Origin of the sequence: Curtobacterium sp. BRB10, assembly GCF_031844325.1 — a bacterium.
GTDB classification, from domain to species: Bacteria; Actinomycetota; Actinomycetes; order Actinomycetales; family Microbacteriaceae; genus Curtobacterium; species Curtobacterium poinsettiae_A.
In genome coordinates, this window is sequence record NZ_JAUZVA010000014.1 from 1 (window position 1) to 16,488 (window position 16,488).

The window sequence follows — 16,488 nt, forward strand, 5'->3', positions numbered from 1 at the left end:
GGGGGGGGGGCCCCCCCCCCCCCCCCGCCTCCGCCCCGGCTCACGCAAGAACCGACCATCGGAAGCCGCATGACCACAGCTCTCTACCTCACCAGGCGCGTCCTGCAGGCGCTCGCGGTGATCCTCATCGTCACCGTCGTGGTGTTCTGCCTGCTCCACGCGCTGCCCGGCGGCCCCGCCCGCGGCGTGCTCGGCGTCTCCGCGACCCCGACGCAGATCGCCCAGTTCAACCAGGCGCAGGGGCTCGACCAGCCGCTGCCCGTGCAGTACCTGCGGTTCCTCGGCCGTCTGCTGACGGGCGACCTCGGCACCTCGTACACGCTCAACGAGCCGGTCTCGCAGCTCATCGCCGAGCGCCTGCCGAAGACCCTCGTGCTCACCGGCATCTCCGCGGTGCTCGGACTCGTCGTCGCGATCCCGGTCGGGATGCTCCAGGCGGCCCGCCGCAACGGCGCGGTCGACTACGCCGCCACCGCCCTGGCGTTCGTCTTCTACTCGACGCCCGCGTTCTTCCTGGGACTCGTCCTGATCATCGTCTTCAGCCAGCAGCTGCCGTGGCTGCCGTCCCAGGCCCCGAGCGGGAACACCCTCGCCGAGGTCTTCCAGGACCCAGCCGGGCTCGTGCTGCCCGTGGTGACCGGAGCCCTCGCGATGATCGCCGTGTTCAGCCGGTACATGCGCGCCTCGACGCTCGAGAACCTGCAGGAGGACTACGTCCGCACCGCCCGCGCCGGCGGCGCCTCGACCGCGACGATCCTGCGGCGGCACGTGTTCCGGAACTCGCTGACCCCGGTCGTGGCGATGCTCGGGTACTACCTGCCGGTGCTGTTCGGTGGCGCCCTGGTGACCGAGCAGCTGTTCAACTACCCCGGCATGGGGCTGCTGTTCTGGAACGCGGCACAGTCCTCCGACTACCCGACGCTGCTCGGCTGCGTGCTCGTCATCTCCATCGCGACCGTCATCGGCACCCTGCTCGCCGACGTCGCACAGTCCCTCATCGACCCGCGAGTGAAGGCGAGCCGCGCATGACCGCCGTCCAGATGGCCCCCGAAGCCCCGGGTGCCCCCGTCACCGTCGCGGCCACCGGGTTCCGGCTCGCCGCCCGCCGGTTCCGGAGCAACACCCTCGCCGTGATCGGCCTCGCCCTGATCGTCGTCATCGTGCTGTTCTGCTTCGTCGGCCCGTTCGTGTACCCGACCGACCAGACCCACACGCTGCTCGAGCAGGCCAACCAGGGCCCGAGCGCCGCGCACTGGCTCGGCACCGACGCCGTCGGCCACGACGTCCTCGGCCGCCTGATGTACGGCGGCAAGGTCTCCCTCATGGTGGGCATCGCCGCCGGGGTCCTGGCCACCGTCGTCGGGACCCTGTGGGGTTCCGTCGCCGGGTACGTCGGCGGCTGGGTCGACGCGCTGATGATGCGCGTCGTCGACGCCGGCATCGCGATCCCGGCCCTGTTCATCCTCCTCGTCATCTCGGCGATCACGAACCCGGGAGTGGGCGGCCTCATCGTCATCCTCGGCCTCGTGTCGTGGCTCGTGCCGTCCCGCCTGATCCGCGCCGAGACCCTGACGCTCAAGAACCGCGACTACGTCCTCACCCTGCGCGCGATCGGTGGCTCGCACGCCCGCGCGATCGGCAAGCACCTGCTGCCGAACTCGGTGTCGACGATCGTCGTCGCCGCGACGTTCCAGGTCGCCGACGCGATCCTGCTGGTCGCCTACGTCTCGTACCTCGGGCTCGGCGTGCAACCGCCCGCGACGGACTGGGGCGGCATGCTGTCGGCGGGTCTCACCGCCGCATACTCCGGACGCTGGTGGCTCATCGTGCCGCCGGGTCTGGCCGTGATCCTGGTCGTCTGCGCGTTCAACGCGGTGGGCGACGGACTGCGGGACGCCTTCGACGTACGGGGCCGCTGATGACGACCGAACCGATCCTGCGGACGACCGACCTCGGCGTCTCCTTCACCACCGAGTCCGGCACGGTCGACGCCGTGCGGGGGGTGTCGCTGTCGGTCGCCCCCGGCGAGACCCTCGCCCTGGTCGGCGAGTCCGGCTCCGGCAAGTCGACCGTCGCCCTCGCCGCGATGGGCCTGCTCTCCGGCAACGCGACGGCCTCGGGCAGCGCGGTCGTCGCCGGCCACCAGGTCGTCGGCGCCCCCGAACCCGCGCTCCGGGCACTGCGCGGATCGACCGTCTCGATGGTCTTCCAGGAGCCCGCGACCGCCCTCGACCCGCTCACCCGCGTCGGTGCGCAGATCGCCGAGGTGATCCGGAACCACCGTGACGTCTCCGCGTCCGCCGCCGCGGCCGAGGCCGTCGACCTGCTCCGTCGCGTCGGCATCCCCGACCCCGAGTCGCGCACCCGGTCGTTCCCGTTCCAGCTGTCGGGTGGGCAGCGTCAGCGCGTGGTCATCGCGATGGCGATCGCGAACGCGCCGAAGCTGCTCATCGCCGACGAACCGACCACGGCCCTCGACGTGACCGTGCAGGCCGAGATCCTCGAGCTCCTCCGCGCGCTCGCCGTCGAGACCGGCACCGGGGTGCTGCTCGTCACGCACAACATGGGTGTCGTCGCGGACTTCGCCGACCGGGTCGCGGTCATGCTCCAGGGCGAGATCGTCGAGACCGGCGGGGTCGAGGACGTCCTGCTCCGCCCCGAGCACGAGTACACCCGGCGGCTCCTCGCCGCGGTACCGCGGCTCGACGTGGCGGGCGACCGCCCGTCGGCTCCCGTCACCGACGCGGAGACCGAGACGGCCGGGAGGCCCGGTGCGGCCCCGGCGGTCGACCTGCGGGGCGTCTCGGTGACCTTCGGGCGCGGGGCGCGCGCCGTCCACGCGCTCGCGGGCATCGACATCGCGGTGCACGCCGGTGAGACCGTCGGCCTGGTCGGCGAGTCCGGCTCCGGCAAGTCGACCGCGGCCCGGGTGGCGCTCGGGCTGATCAAGCCGACTTCCGGCACGGTGTCGCTGTTCGGGCAGGACCTGCGGACCGCGAAGGGCCGTGACCGTCGTGCCCTCCGCTCCGGCATCGGCGTCGTGCTGCAGGACCCGGTGGCGTCCCTGGACGCCCGGATGTCGGTGGCCGAGTGCATCGCGGAACCCCTCGCCGTGCACCGTCGCGGGATGTCCTCGGCCGACCGTCGTCGGCGCATCGACGAGGTGCTCGACGCGGTACGGCTGCCACGGACCCTGGCGTCCCGTGCCCCGCGCGAGCTCTCCGGCGGGCAGCGCCAGCGGGTCTCGCTCGCCCGGGCGCTGGTGCTCGAACCGCGGTTGCTCGTCGCCGACGAGCCGACCTCGGCGCTCGACGTCAGCGTGCAGGAGACCGTGCTCGAGGTCCTCGGTGAGCTGCAGGACGACCTCGGCTTCGCGTGCCTGTTCGTCTCGCACGACCTGGCCGTCGTGCAGCACTTCGCCGAGCGCGTCGTGGTGATGCGCCAGGGCGTCGTCGAGGAGCAGGGCACCACCGGCACGACGCTGCTGCACCCCACCACCGACTACACCCGGCGTCTGCTCGCCGCGGTGCCGGTGCCCGACCCCGTGCTGCAACGGCAGCGTCGGACGGAGCGCCTCGCCTCGCTCGCGGCGGTGACCGCGTGACCCGGGTCCTGGCCGGGGTCGACGTCGGCGGCACCAACACGAAGGTCGTCCTGACCACGCCCGACCTCGAGGTCATCGACCGCGTCGACCTGCCGACGCCCGCCCACGCGGGCGGGGCGGCGATCGTGACGGCCGCACTCGGGGCCGTGACGGGTCTGCTCGAGACGCACCGGGCCTCCTTGGCGGGTGTCGGGGTGGGCGCGGCCGGCGTCGTCGACCGGACCACGGGAACCGTCCTGGTCACCGGCAACTCGTTCACCGGCTGGGCCGGGTACGGCGTGACCCGGGCGGTGACGGACGCCCTCGGGGTCCCCGCGACCCTCGACAACGACGTGAACGCGTTCCTGCTCGGCGAGATCGCCACCGGCGCGGTCGTGGGGGAGTCCGACGTGCTCGGCATGACCCTCGGTACCGGTGTCGGCGGCGCGCTCGTGCTCGACGGACGGCTCTTCGCCGGCCCGCGCGGGGCCGCCGGTGAGATCGGCCACGTCCCCGGCTTCGGTGACGCCCGGTGCACCTGCGGGCAGACCGGGCACCTGGAGACCATCGCGGGCGCGCGCGGCATCGCCGACCGCTACGCCGAACGCTCCGGGCGGATGCTCTCGGCGCGGGACGTCGCCGTCGCCGCACGCGGCGGGGACGCCGACGCGGCCGCCGTCTTCGCCACCGCGGGGTGGGGCCTGGCCCGTGCCGCACTGCTGACCGCGGGGATCCTCGACGTCACGACCGTCCTGGTCGGCGGCGGGATCGCACGGTCCTGGGACCTGCTCGAACCGGCCATCACGGCGGCGATCGCCGCGGAACCGCCGGTCAGCGGGGCGACGATCCGGCTCGCGCAGTCGACGCTCGGATCCGACGCCGTCGCACTCGGCGCGGCGGCGCAGGTGCGAGCGCGCGTGCTGGAGCCGGAGACCGCGTAGCGGGGGAGCGCCCGGTCAGGGGACCCAGACGACGATGCCGCGCAGGTCGTGGAGCACGGCGGCGAGCCCGGCGCGCAGACCACGGGCCGCGCGCTCCTCGGTGAAGGTGTCGGGGTCGTAGTGGCTCGACGGACCCAGGCCCTCGCCGCGGAACCCGCCGCCCGTCCAGTCCGCCGCCGTGACGTTCGACGTCGGCTCGGCGATCTCGGCACCGACGACCAGGAACTGCTGGTGGAGCGCGGTCGGTGAGACGGCCGCGAGCGGGTCGACCATGTGGTTGCCGACGGTGATGACCAGGTCGGGTTCGGCGTCGACGGCGCGCAGGACCGCGGCGATCCGGTCGTCGGGGCCCTTCGCCGAGACCGAGGTGACGGTGACGTCCTCGTCCGCGGCCCACGACTCGACGGCGTCGAGCAGGGTCCGGGTCGGAGCGTCGGCAGCGTCACCCGCGTCGGAGAGCAGCACGACGTCGTAGCCGGCGGGGGCGTGCACCCCGGACCACGAACCGGGCTCGGGGTGGATCGTGGCCTCGGGCGCCGGCGGCTGGTCGGGGTCGGAGAAGCCGGTGCCCAGGACCCCGGCCGAGGCGTGCGCCGACGTGGTCGCCGTCGGGCCGGTGCCGGTGCCGCCGGTGGCGCCGTTCGACGTCCCGGAGCAGCCGGCCAGCAGGGCAGTGCCGGCCGCGGCGAGGGCGACGGCGGTCAACAGGACGGTCGTCCGGGTGGCGGGGCGGATCACGGCACCATGCAAGCACGCCCGAGGGCTGCTCCGGGCCGGTCGGGGGACCTGTCCAACACCCGTCCCGTTGCTGGTCACCGGTTGTTCACCTGCCGGTCGTCTGCGGGCCGGATCGTCTGCGCGTGCCCTCCGGAACCACCGCCGCGCTCCTGCGCGCCCGCCCTGCCCACTCCGCTCCCCTGTTCGCGCTCGTCGCACGGGTCGTCGCCGCGCTCGTGCTGCTCGGGGTGGTCGTGATCGGTGCGCTCGCGGGGGCGGCACCGGCGTCGGCGCACGGCTTCAGCTCGGTGGTCTACGCCGACGTCACGTCCGCGAAGCCGACGGTCGTGCAGGCGAAGCTCGGGCTCGAGTACGACCTGATGCTCGTCTCGGTGGCGACGAGCGAGGACGACGACGCGCTGCACGAGCAGGGGCAGCAGGCCTGGGACGACGGGGACTTCCCGGGGATGGTGACGGCTGCCGAGGCGCACACCGACGCGATCGGGAAGTACGTGTTCGACCGGTTCCGGGTGACCGGAGCCGGCGGGCAGGCCTGCACGGGCACGCTCGACGACACCGTCACCGTCGATCTGCAGGACGAGGTGCCGTACGCTCACGTGACCGCGGACTTCACCTGCCCGGAACCGTCGCAGACGCAGTCCGGGCACGTGGTGTCGTCGGAGCTCTTCCCCGACGACGAGACCTTCGTGCGCGACACCAAGACGATCGTCACCTACGACGTCGACGACCGGACGGGTTCGGCCACCCTCGATGCCTCGCAGCGCACGTTCTCGACCGAGCAGTCGGCGGGTGAGCGCTTCTGGGAGTTCTTCCGGCTCGGCGCCGAGCACCTGCTGACCGGGATCGACCACATCCTGTTCCTCGTGGCGCTCATCGCCGGGTCGCGTCGCCTGCGCGAGGTCGTCTACACGGCGTCCGCGTTCACGATCGCGCACTCGATCACGTTCATCCTCGCCGCCCTCGGTGTGGTCAGCCCGCCCGCGATCGTCGTCGAGCCGCTCATCGCCCTGTCGATCGCCGCGGTCGCTGGCTGGTACCTCTGGCGGCTCTGGCGTCGTCGATCGCGGGCCGACGAACTGGTGGTCGGCGAGCACGGGCACTTCTCGCTCGACCGCGCCGGGTGGACCCGCCTGGCCGTCGTCTTCGCCTTCGGCCTCATCCACGGCCTCGGGTTCGCCGGAGCCCTCGGCATCCACGAGGCGTTCTCGTGGCAGCTGCTCGTCTCGCTCCTCATCTTCAACGTCGGCATCGAGGCCGTGCAGCTCGCGATCATCGTCATCGTCTTCCCGCCGCTCTCGCTGCTGCGGCGGAAGGCGCACCGGGTGTCCCTCTGGGTGACGGGCGCCGTGACCGCCGGCGTGTTCGTGATGGGGATGATCTGGTTCGTCGAGCGGCTCGCGGCGGGCTGACGCTCGCCACGGAGCTGCTGGCAAGTCGCGTTCGTCCCGGAACAGCGACGAACCGTCACTCAGCGTTTACCAAGACGTTTTGCAGTGCATGCAGAGTCTTCCGTGCTGCATCATCCCACGTCTGAGAAACGGACCAACATGAGTCTCCTGTCCGGCGCCACTACCCGGCGCAGAACCACCACCCTCCGCGTCTGCGGAGCCGTCCTCGGGGCCGCGCTCATCGCCGGTGCCTCGATGGTCGGCACGAACGCCGCCACGGCTGCGACGAACACCCCCACCACCAACATCTCGACCGGTGGTCCGATCCACATCCTGCTCGGAGTCGGCGCGACCGAGAGCCAGCGCATCGCATCGTGGTACTTCCCCACGAACGTCGCGCAGTCGCTCGAGATCCAGAAGACCGCGTCCATGACGGACGGTGTCTTCACCGACGCCAAGCAGACGGTCGCCGCCTCGGAGGCCGCGAACACCGCAGCCGACACGAGCACGACCGACTCGAACACCAAGAGCATCCCGGGCATCGCCGCCGAATCGGGCTACATCAACGCGCACGCGACGATCTCGGCCCTCGAGCCGAACACGTCGTACACGTACCACGTCGGTGCGGCGGACGGCTCGGCTTGGTCCGCGTCGTACACCTTCACCACGAAGAGCTTCTCCGGCGACTTCGACTTCCTGTTCCTCGGTGACCCGCAGATCGGTTCGTCCGGCTTCACGGACGACGACGGTGCCGGCTGGGCGGACACGCTCAAGTACGCCACGTCGACCGAACCGGACGCCGAGCTCCTGGTCTCCGGTGGCGACCAGGTCGAGCACGCCAACAACGAGTACGAGTGGGGCGCGTTCGCGGACAGCAGCGACGTGCTGAAGCGCTACCCGTGGGCCTCGACCATCGGCAACCACGACGTGGGCGGCAAGGCCTACGAGCAGCACAACCAGGTGCCGAACTCCCTCAAGGTGCCGGACTTCTACCCGGGCGGCAACACCACCGCGAACTCGGGTGGCGACTACTGGTACATGTACAAGGGCGTCCTGTTCATCGACATCAACTCGAACGCCTACGCGGCCGGCTCTGACGCTGCCCACGTGAACTACGTGCGCGACGTGATCAACCGCTACGGCGACGACGCGAAGTGGATCACGCTGGTCTACCACCACTCGATCTACTCGCCGGCCGACCACGCGAACGATCGTGACAACCAGCAGCGCCGGTTCGACTTCACGCGTTCGTTCTCGGACATGGGTGTCGACCTCGTCCTGCAGGGTCACGACCACTCCTACTCGCGCAGCTACGCGATCAAGAACGGCAAGAAGGCCAACGTCAACGAGCAGCCCGCTGCTCCCGAGGTCTTCTCCGGCCCCGGCGGCGTCATCTACATGACGGCGAACTCGGCCTCCGGCTCGAAGTACTACGACCTCACCACCCCGGACGCCACCCAGGGCTACGGCGCGGACCCGCTCGACCCCACCGGTCAGCGTCACTTCGCCAACTCGGTCGAGAACCAGGAGCACGTCCGCACCTTCGTGAAGGTCTCGGTCACCGACGACAAGCTCGCCGTCGAGAACATCCGCGCCAGCGACTGCACCACGCTCAACTCGGCGGTGCAGCACGGCAAGGTCGACAGCTGCGGCGTGACGCTCCAGCCGACGGCCACGGCCGACCCGGCCGCGATCGGTTCGACGGTCGACAAGTTCAACCTGCACGCCACGCTGCCGACGACGACCACGACGCTCACCGCGTCGGCCGCCGAGCAGACCTACCGCACCGCCAAGCCGGCCAAGGTCACCGCGACCATCGCCGGTGGCATCGGCACCCAGCAGGGCACGGTGACGTTCAAGGACGGCAGCAAGGTCCTCGGCACCGCCCCGGTCAAGGACGGCGCGGCCAGCATGACGCTGCCGAGCACCCTCGCCATCGGCAAGCACGCGGTCACGGCCTCGTTCGTCAACGCGGACCCGGTGTACTCGGGTACCGACTCGAAGACGGCGAAGGCCATGACGGTCACCGTCGAGAAGGCTCCGTCGCGCACCGCCATCAAGTACAGCGGCGGCAAGGCGACCGTCCAGGTGAAGGCCACCGGCTTCAGCGTCGACGGCACCGCCCGGATCTACCAGGGCGCGAAGCGCCTCGCCACCGTCACGGTGGAGGACGGTGTGGTCACCTCGAAGCTCCCGCTGAAGAAGGGCGCGCACAACCTGCACGCCGTCTTCGCCGGGACCTCGGAGCTCACCACGAGCACCAGCCCGACCATCACGGTCGTCGTCAAGTAGCACCCGGCACCAGCAAGGGCCCCGCGATCTCGATCGCGGGGCCCTTCGCCGTGTGGTCCGGGGGTGGGCGACCGGTCCTACCCGGGACCGGCGCCGCACCGGCTGACGGGAGACCCGAACTCCCTCCCCGTCCGCTGGTGAGCGGCCGGTCAACCTGGGGTGATGATGCGCCCGCAGCCCCGGGATCCGCCTGTGACCCGGGCGGATTCCCAGCCTTCGACCGAATGTCCTGACGTATCTATGTTTTCGCTGTGCAGAAGCGCATACTTCGAGTCTCCGAGAATGCGCGCTCGTCGCCGACGACCCCTCGCCTCTCCTGCAGGCAGAGGTTGGCCGTGCACACTCATCAAACTCGACGAGGTTCGATCCTCGTCATCTCGGCGGCTGCCGTCGCCGCGCTGATCACCCTCGGGACCGGTGGCGGAGCATCCGCCGCCACGGTCATCGACGGTCCGGTCAACCTCGGAACCGCATCGACCTACGGCGTCCTCGGCGCGAGCGCGGTCACGAACACCGGCCCGTCCGTGGTGAACGGCGACCTCGGCTTGTCGCCGGGCACGTCCATCACCGGCTTCGGCGGCGCACCGAACGGCACCGTCAACGGGACCACGCACCAGACCGACGCCGCAGCGGCGCAGGCCCAGCGCGACACCACCACCGCGTACGACGTCGCCGCGTCGCTCTCCCCGACCCAGACCGGTCTGACCGAGCTGAACGGCCTCTCGCTCTCACCCGGCGTGTACTCCGGCGGCGCCCTCGCCCTGGCGAACAACGGAGCGCTCACCCTGGCCGGCAGCGCGGACTCCGTGTGGGTGTTCCAGGCCGCGTCGACCCTGACCATCGGGTCCGCCAGCCAGATCGTGATCACCGGCGGTGCCAGCTCGTGCAACGTGTTCTGGCAGGTCGGCAGCTCCGCCACCGTCGGCACCGGCGCGCAGTTCCAGGGCACCGTCCTGGCGCAGCAGTCCGTGACGGCCACCACCGGCGCGACCGTGCAGGGCCGCCTGCTGGCCCGCACCGGTGCGGTCACCCTCGACACGAACACGATCACGGCCTCCGCCGGCTGCCCGGCGCCGGGTACGCCGTCCGAGTCGCCGACGATCACCTCGGGCACCCCGTCCGACGGCACCGTCGACGTGCCCTACTCGTCCACCGTCACCGCGACCGGTACCCCGAACCCGACCTTCACCGCCACGGGCCTGCCCGACGGCCTGACGATCGACAGCACCACCGGCGTCATCTCCGGCACCCCGACCACCCCGGGCACCTCGACCGTGACGATCACCGCGTCGAACGGCACCAGCCCGGACGACACCCAGACGGTCACCATCACGGTCCGTGCTCCGGCACCGGTGCCCACCGCGACACCCACCCCGACGGCACCCGCAGTGGTGCCCACCGACACCCCGAGCGGCCCCGCGGCCCCTGGCGCCGGCGGTGGTGGGGGTGCTGGCGGCGGAACCGACCAGCCCACCGGTGAGCTCGCGTTCACCGGCTCGGACCCGACCGTCCCACTGAGCATCGCCGCCGCGCTGCTCGCCGCGGGCGCCACGCTGATGGTCCTGCTGCGCCGTCGCCGTCGCACCGTCGGCCGGATCTGAGGAACATTGCGAAGGACCCCGTGACCCAGGTCGCGGGGTCCTTCGCCGTCGCCCGCACCCAACGAGCCGTGCACACGTGGCGACGGCGCGCGGGTGCCGGAAGACGGCTACGCTCCACTGCAACGGGGTCAGGGGTGGCCTCGCAAGGGGATCAGGGGTGGGCCATGACGGCTCGACGACGCACGGCGGTCGGCATCACGACCGTGTTGACACTGGTCGGAGTGCTCGTCGCACCGACCACCGCGGCCCTGGCCGCTCCGGACGACGGGGCACTCACCGTCATGCTCACCGATCCGGAGAAGCGCCCGCTGCCGATGGCGGGCGTGGTGGTCGACCTGCGGACCCCGGAGGGCACGACGACGGCGTCTGCCTCGAGCGACGCCCGCGGGCGGCTGACGTTCGACGCGGTGCCGTCCGGCACGTGGAGCCTGCACGGTGAGCGCGAGGGCTCGTACGGCTTCGACGACGTGCTCCCCGCCGAGCGGGCCGGCATCACGGTCAGCCCCGGTGCGCACGACACCGTCGTCCTGGTCGTGCGTCGCGGCGCCTCGATCGGTGGGACCGCGCGCAACCCGTACGGCGCCGACCTGTCCGGCGCAGCCGTCGTCGTGCGCGGCTGGAACACCGGGACGGTGCGACGCACGGTCACCGCCCGCGACGGGCACTACTGGGTGCACGGCCTGCCGAGTGACGACTACAGCGTGCAGGTCAACGCGCACGACGAGACGCTCGACTCGTGGCCGGCACTGCGCGATCAGTCCTGGGGGTTCCACCGCGACCCGGGCTCCACCGCGCCGCGCTCCTACGTCCGCGTCGCGCACCAGGCGGGCGGTCGCGCCGAGACCGTGCTGGACGACGTCGACGCGAGCTCGACCGTCGGGGTCACCCTGTCCGCCATCGTGAACCCCCAGCTCGACACCGACTTCACCGGGGCAACGGTCCACGTGTACGGCGAGTCGATCGGCAGCGCCTTCGACACCCGGATGACCTCCTGGTCGCCGGGCCGGGGCGGCGTCTTCGGTGTGGTCCTGAGCCCCGGTCGGTACAAGGTCGAGGTGGTCGGTTGGTCGCCGAGCCAGAAGCGGTACGTCTCGTACTGGTACGGCGGCGAGGGCAACCGCCCAGTCGCCGACCGGGCGTCGTCGCACACCGCGGTCGTACGGGACGAGAGCCGGACCATCTCGTTCTGGAGCACGCGCTGATCCCGGAACACGACGCCCGAGAACCCGACGGCGCGCTCACCGGATGCGTCCTCGACGACGTGCCGGACCCGGCCGGCGGCGTCCGCCACACGATCCCGGGCCGGGGGCACTCCATGCCCCACACCGGGCCGTCGTACCCGTGAGGACCCTCAGGTACCGAGCCTCGACCTCATCCTCCAGGACGATCCGCGGCGAGCGGCGCGCTCCCTACTGTTGGCGACGGAGCGTGCGGTGGCGCATGCCCGTCGCACCAGGGGAGATCCGACGTGAACCGTTCGCCGAGACGCCGTTCCACCATCGCGCTGCAGATCGCGTGTTCGACACTCATCGCCGGGGCGCTCGCCGTCTCCGGCACGATCGCGGCTCTGCCAGCGACGGCCGAGCCGGGCGACGGGTCCACCACCGCGACGGGGACGACCACGATCACGACCCCGGGCATGCCCGTCGCGCAGGGTGACGACTGGACGGTCACACCGACCGACGGCGGGTACGCCGTCGTCCTCACCCTCGCCGACCCGCTACCGCTCCGTGCGGCGGCCCCCGTCCTGCTCGTGGACGGTACCGACATCGGCGTCGCACAGACGAGCCTCGACCAGCGGCAGCTGACGGTCACCACGACCGACCCCGCCGTCGCCGATGCCCGCAGCGTCGAGCTCGGCTGGACGGGCGAAACCGACCTGCAGGGCAACCGGCAGGCCGCCACCGCGCCGCAGACGGTCGCTCCGAGCGACGCCCCGACGCCCCTGACCGACGACCCGGCGGCCGCGGGTCAGTACGCGGTGACCCGGGCCGACTACGACCTGGGCAACGAAGCCGAGACGATCAAGGGCTTCGGTCGCAAGGGCGAGATGCGTGCCGCGGTCTTCGTGCCGAAGGACGCCCCGGGCAAGCGTCCGGTCGTGGTGTTCCTGCACGGCCGCCACGAGGCCTGCTACGGCGGCACCGACAACCCGAAGGCGTGGCCGTGCGGGAAGGGACAGACGGACATCCCGAGCTACCTCGGCTACAACGCGGCGGCGACCGCGCTGGCGAGCCACGGCAACGTCGTCGTGTCGATCTCCGCGAACGCGATCAACGCCCTCGACGGCAGCTACTCGGACGACGGCGGAGCGGTGGCCCGCGGGCAGCTCGTCCTCGACCACCTCAGCCTGCTGCAGCGGGCGGACGCCGGTCAGGAGCCCCGGCTCTCGCCGCTGCTCACCGGCAAGCTCGACCTGCAGGACGTCGGCCTCATGGGTCACTCGCGCGGTGGTGACGGCGTGGTCCGCGCGGCCCTGCTCAACACGCAGCGCACGAACCCCTTCGGCATCCGTGCCGTCCTGCCCCTGGCGCCGACCGACTTCGGACGCATGACCCTGCCGGACACCGACACGGCGGTCGTCCTGCCGTACTGCGACGGCGATGTGTCCGACCTGCAGGGACAGCACTTCTACGACGACTCCCGCACCGCCTTCGGGGACGACGTGCTGCGCTCCTCGGTCCTGGTGATGGGTGCGAACCACAACTTCTTCAACACGACGTGGACGCCGGGCAAGTACGCGAAGGCGTCGTCGGACGACTGGTACGACGAGTCCGACGCGGTCTGCGGGGCGAAGGCGAAGCGCACCACGCGGCTCTCGTCCGACCAGCAGTACGCCGTCGGCACGAGCCTGATCAGCGGCTTCTTCCGTCTGACGCTCGACGGTGAGCAGCAGTTCCTGCCGATGTTCGACGGCACCAACCGTCAGCCCGCCGCCCTGGGCACGGCCGACATCCGCGTGAGCGCCTCCCAGCCCGGCGCGAGTCGGCGCGACCTCGCCCTGTTCGACGTCGCGAACCCGGCGATCACCACGACCGGTGCCCTGACGGCGAAGACCTGCGCGAGCACCGACGACCTGCCCGCGAAGCAGATCCTGCCGGCGTGCGTCTCGATCACGTCCAACGCCCCGGACTACACCCCGGCGTACCTGGCGTCCTCGGTGCCGGCCACCCCCGCCCTGCACGTCTCGCCCACCAAGGCGGCGACCGGCGGCCAGGTGCACGTCCCGGTGGCTCCGGCGGCCGGTGACTTCACCGCGTTCCAGGCGCTGTCGCTCCGCCTCACCCCGGACGACACCGCGACGACGAACGCCGACGTCTCGATCACCCTCCGTGACGCGACCGGTGCCGTGGCGACCCGCCGCGTGGCCGACACCAGCCGTGCCGGACAGCTGCTCCCCGGTACCCGGATGGCCCCGCGCAAGACGATCCTGCAGCAGGCGCGCATCCCCCTCGACGCGTTCGCCGGCATCGACCTGACATCGGTGCGCGAGGTGACGATCGACGTCCCGCAGAAGAACGGCGGGGTCCTGCTGAGCGACCTGTCGCTCGTGCCGGCCGCGACCCTCGGTGCCCCGGCGGTCACGAAGCGTCCGGCCGCACGCATCGCGGACCGGTTCGTCGACGAGGGCCGCACCCGCACGGTGGTCCGGGCAGCGGTCGTGCTCTCCCGACCTGCAGAGCAGGCCACGACGGTGTACTTCGACCTCGACCAGGCGTACGACGGGCGCATCCGCCCGGCGGTGCAGCCCGTCACGTTCCAGCCCGGCGAGGTCTGCCGCGCGGTGGCCGTCTCGGTGAACGGTGACCGCACCCCGTCGTTCTCGCGGACGTCGGACTACGCGATGACCCTCAGCAACACCCGGGGCGGTTCGGTGATCGGTGACTCGGTCGGCACGATGCGCATCCGCGAGGACGACGGCGTGCGCAGCGTGAACGGACGGGCGACCGCGTCCGCTCCGGCGGTCGGCGCCCCGGGTGACGCGTGTGCCGAGGCGCAGGCGTCCAGCACGGCCATCGCCGTGACGCCGACGAGCAGCCGGAAGGGTGCCAAGGTCGCGATCTCGGCGACGGGGTTCCGTGCCGGGGAGTCGGTCACCGTCAGCATCGACGGCGGTCGGGCCACCCGCACGACTGCCGACGCCGACGGCAAGGTCCGCCTGAAGATCACGAAGGCCGTGGCGGCGCTGGCACCGGGCACGCACGTCGTGCATGCCCGTGGCTACGGCTCGGACCAGCGGGCCCGGGGCACCTTCACGACGACGAAGTAGCCGTGCGCGATCCGGCACCGGTCATCGCGCGCGCCACCACGGGTGACGCGCGCGAGATCGGTGCGTTCCAGGCGCGCTGCTGGGAGCAGACGTACCGCGGAGTGGTGCCGGACGCCTTCCTCGACGGCACGGCTGCCGTCGACCGAGCCGCGCGCTGGGAGGCGCGGATCCGGACGCGCGCTCGGAGCGTGCTCGTCGCGCGGTCCCGTGACGGAACCCTGCTCGGTGTCACGAGCACCGCGCGATCAACCGCGCCGGTCAGCGATCTGCCGGCCCTGGAACTCGTCACGCTGTACGTCGACCGGCCCGCGCACGGCACCGGTGTGGCCGCCCGGCTCCTCGCGGCGGCCATCGGCGACGAGGACGCTCACCTGCTCGTCTTCGCGGCGAACACCCGTGCACGGCGGTTCTACGAGAAGCACGGGTTCGCACGGGAGGGTGCGAAGACGATCGACCCCGGGACAGGGCTCGACGAGGAACGGTGGGTCCGGAGACGTCCCGTGTGAACCCTCAGGACGCCCCGGCCGCGCGGAGGTCGGCGAGCGGGACGTCGTCGCGTGCCACGGCGGCGGCGACCTGGCTCAGCGAGCGCTGGGTGGCACGTGCGTAGCGACGGATCATGCCGAAGGCCTCCTCGACATCGACGCCGGCCGCACGCGCGAGGTACCCCTTCGCCTGCTCGATGGCGACCCGGCTGTCGAGCGCGCGTTGGAGCTGCTCGGCGGTGTGGGTCGCGTGCTCGAGGGTCCGCTGCTGCAACAGGCTGATCGTCGCGACGTCGGCGAGGGCCTGCGCAGCTTGGGCATCGGCACCGTTCAGCGCTCCCTCGGTCTCGCGGAACAGGTTCAGCGACCCGACCGTGGTGTCCCGCAGCCGGAGCGGGATGGCGTGGACCCCCGCGTAGCCGCGAGCCCGCGATGCCTCGGCGAACCGTGGCCAGTGCTGCCGCAGGTGGTCGGCGTTCTCCGACGTCACCAACCGGCCGGTGGTCACGGCGGTGATGCACGGCCCCTCGCCGGCGTCGAGCTGGAGCAGGCCGATGAAGCTGCTGCGCTCGCTCGTCGACGCGACGACGTGCAGCTCGTCCTTCTGATCGATCAGGTGGATGGCGCCCGCGGCGGCGTCGAACAGCTCGACGGCCCGGTCGACCAGCGTCTGCAGCACGTCGACGACGTCGTAGTCCGCCACCAGGCTGTCGGTGAGGGTCACGAACGTCTCGACCAGTCGTGCTTCGCGTACCTCGGTCATGTGGGGAACGGTCCTTCCGTCGAGCAGGCGGGACAACCGTAGCCGAGCAGCGGACACGCGGACCTGTGGCTTGCACCCGGGTGCGAAGCGCCTCTAGCGTTGGGTCAGCAGCCCCAGACCCCGGCCGCCGGAACGTTCCTCCATTCCGTTGACGACCAGGGAATCCATGACCACGCAGCACGCCGGTACCAGCCCGCAGCGGGAGACCAGCTCGAAACCCCTCTCCAGCGGCTTCCGGAAGACCGGCTCCTCGGCCGGAGCGCGGACCGGCGGCACCTCGTCGTACTCTGCCCTGCTGGCGCAGGTGAAGGAAGCCGGGCTGCTCGAGCGCCGTCGGGGGTTCTACTGGGCGCTGTTCTCGGCGCTCGTCGTGGCGACGGCCGCCTGCTGGGTCGCGTTCGCGTTCCTGGGCGAGTCGTGGTTCCAA

Annotated in this window: 12 protein-coding genes and 1 pseudogene; 11 read left to right on the forward strand and 2 right to left on the reverse strand. The window is 71.7% G+C overall.

The genetic code is table 11. The annotated features are described in order from the left end of the window. The first annotated feature begins 69 nt into the window (after positions 1-69). From Q9R26_RS18160 to Q9R26_RS18175, 4 genes are read left to right on the forward strand one after another with little or no spacing between them, the layout of a single operon-like run. Positions 70-1,029 carry an ABC transporter permease gene (locus tag Q9R26_RS18160; protein ID WP_017887592.1) on the forward strand — a complete coding sequence of 320 codons (960 nt, stop codon included), beginning with the start codon at positions 70-72 and terminating at the stop codon, positions 1,027-1,029. Next, the gene (locus Q9R26_RS18165; protein WP_111024068.1) at positions 1,026-1,919 is read left to right on the forward strand and encodes an ABC transporter permease; all 894 of its coding nucleotides are present in this window, start codon (positions 1,026-1,028) and stop codon (positions 1,917-1,919) included. Before Q9R26_RS18160 ends, Q9R26_RS18165 begins: the two co-directional genes overlap by 4 nt. After that, positions 1,919-3,604, forward strand: coding sequence for an ABC transporter ATP-binding protein (locus Q9R26_RS18170; RefSeq protein ID WP_311228138.1), 1,686 nt, complete (start codon positions 1,919-1,921; stop codon positions 3,602-3,604). Before Q9R26_RS18165 ends, Q9R26_RS18170 begins: the two co-directional genes overlap by 1 nt. Continuing rightward, on the forward strand, positions 3,601-4,524 hold the full coding sequence (locus tag Q9R26_RS18175) for an ROK family protein (protein ID WP_182064321.1): 924 nt from the start codon (positions 3,601-3,603) through the stop codon (positions 4,522-4,524). The genes Q9R26_RS18170 and Q9R26_RS18175 overlap by 4 nt, the downstream gene beginning before the upstream one ends. A 15-nt stretch (positions 4,525-4,539) precedes the next feature. Here the strand turns inward: Q9R26_RS18175 and Q9R26_RS18180 are convergent, their stop codons facing one another. Next, positions 4,540-5,262: a hypothetical protein gene (locus Q9R26_RS18180; RefSeq protein WP_311228139.1), complete on the reverse strand. Its 723-nt coding sequence runs from the start codon at positions 5,260-5,262 to the stop codon at positions 4,540-4,542. A 122-nt stretch (positions 5,263-5,384) separates the two neighbouring features. Here Q9R26_RS18180 and Q9R26_RS18185 point away from each other — a divergent pair, with 122 nt between their 5' ends. From Q9R26_RS18185 to Q9R26_RS18210, 6 genes are all read left to right on the forward strand, one after another. Beyond that, a complete protein-coding gene (locus Q9R26_RS18185; protein WP_311228140.1) occupies positions 5,385-6,671 on the forward strand; it encodes a HupE/UreJ family protein in 1,287 nt (428 codons plus the stop codon). Positions 6,672-6,809: 138 nt separating this feature from the next. After that, positions 6,810-8,942 carry an Ig-like domain repeat protein gene (locus Q9R26_RS18190; protein WP_311228141.1) on the forward strand — a complete coding sequence of 711 codons (2,133 nt, stop codon included), beginning with the start codon at positions 6,810-6,812 and terminating at the stop codon, positions 8,940-8,942. A gap of 335 nt (positions 8,943-9,277) precedes the next feature. Next, a complete protein-coding gene (locus Q9R26_RS18195) occupies positions 9,278-10,543 on the forward strand; it encodes an ice-binding family protein (RefSeq protein ID WP_311228142.1) in 1,266 nt (421 codons plus the stop codon). 164 nt (positions 10,544-10,707) lie between these two features. Then, positions 10,708-11,745, forward strand: coding sequence for a carboxypeptidase-like regulatory domain-containing protein (locus tag Q9R26_RS18200; RefSeq protein WP_311228143.1), 1,038 nt, complete (start codon positions 10,708-10,710; stop codon positions 11,743-11,745). Positions 11,746-12,011: 266 nt separating this feature from the next. Continuing rightward, positions 12,012-14,813, forward strand: coding sequence for a hypothetical protein (locus Q9R26_RS18205; RefSeq protein WP_311228144.1), 2,802 nt, complete (start codon positions 12,012-12,014; stop codon positions 14,811-14,813). A gap of 2 nt (positions 14,814-14,815) precedes the next feature. Then, the gene (locus Q9R26_RS18210) at positions 14,816-15,319 is read left to right on the forward strand and encodes a GNAT family N-acetyltransferase (protein ID WP_311228145.1); all 504 of its coding nucleotides are present in this window, start codon (positions 14,816-14,818) and stop codon (positions 15,317-15,319) included. Positions 15,320-15,323: 4 nt separating this feature from the next. On the opposite strand, the gene Q9R26_RS18215 is transcribed toward Q9R26_RS18210, so the two are convergent. Continuing rightward, on the reverse strand, positions 15,324-16,061 hold the full coding sequence (locus Q9R26_RS18215) for a GAF and ANTAR domain-containing protein (protein WP_311228146.1): 738 nt from the start codon (positions 16,059-16,061) through the stop codon (positions 15,324-15,326). Between the two features lie 166 nt (positions 16,062-16,227). On the opposite strand from Q9R26_RS18215, the pseudogene Q9R26_RS18220 reads away from it, so the two are divergent. Next, positions 16,228-16,488: pseudogene (locus Q9R26_RS18220) on the forward strand (acyl-CoA desaturase); the annotation flags it as partial.

Coding starts and splice junctions, on each gene's coding strand:
- Q9R26_RS18160 (WP_017887592.1), top strand. CDS start 70: ATGACCACAGCTCTCTACCTCACCAGGCGCGTCCTGCAGGCGCTCGCG.
- Q9R26_RS18165 (WP_111024068.1), top strand. CDS start 1,026: ATGACCGCCGTCCAGATGGCCCCCGAAGCCCCGGGTGCCCCCGTCACC.
- Q9R26_RS18170 (WP_311228138.1), top strand. CDS start 1,919: ATGACGACCGAACCGATCCTGCGGACGACCGACCTCGGCGTCTCCTTC.
- Q9R26_RS18190 (WP_311228141.1), top strand. CDS start 6,810: ATGAGTCTCCTGTCCGGCGCCACTACCCGGCGCAGAACCACCACCCTC.
- Q9R26_RS18200 (WP_311228143.1), top strand. CDS start 10,708: ATGACGGCTCGACGACGCACGGCGGTCGGCATCACGACCGTGTTGACA.
- Q9R26_RS18215 (WP_311228146.1), bottom strand. CDS start 16,061: ATGACCGAGGTACGCGAAGCACGACTGGTCGAGACGTTCGTGACCCTC.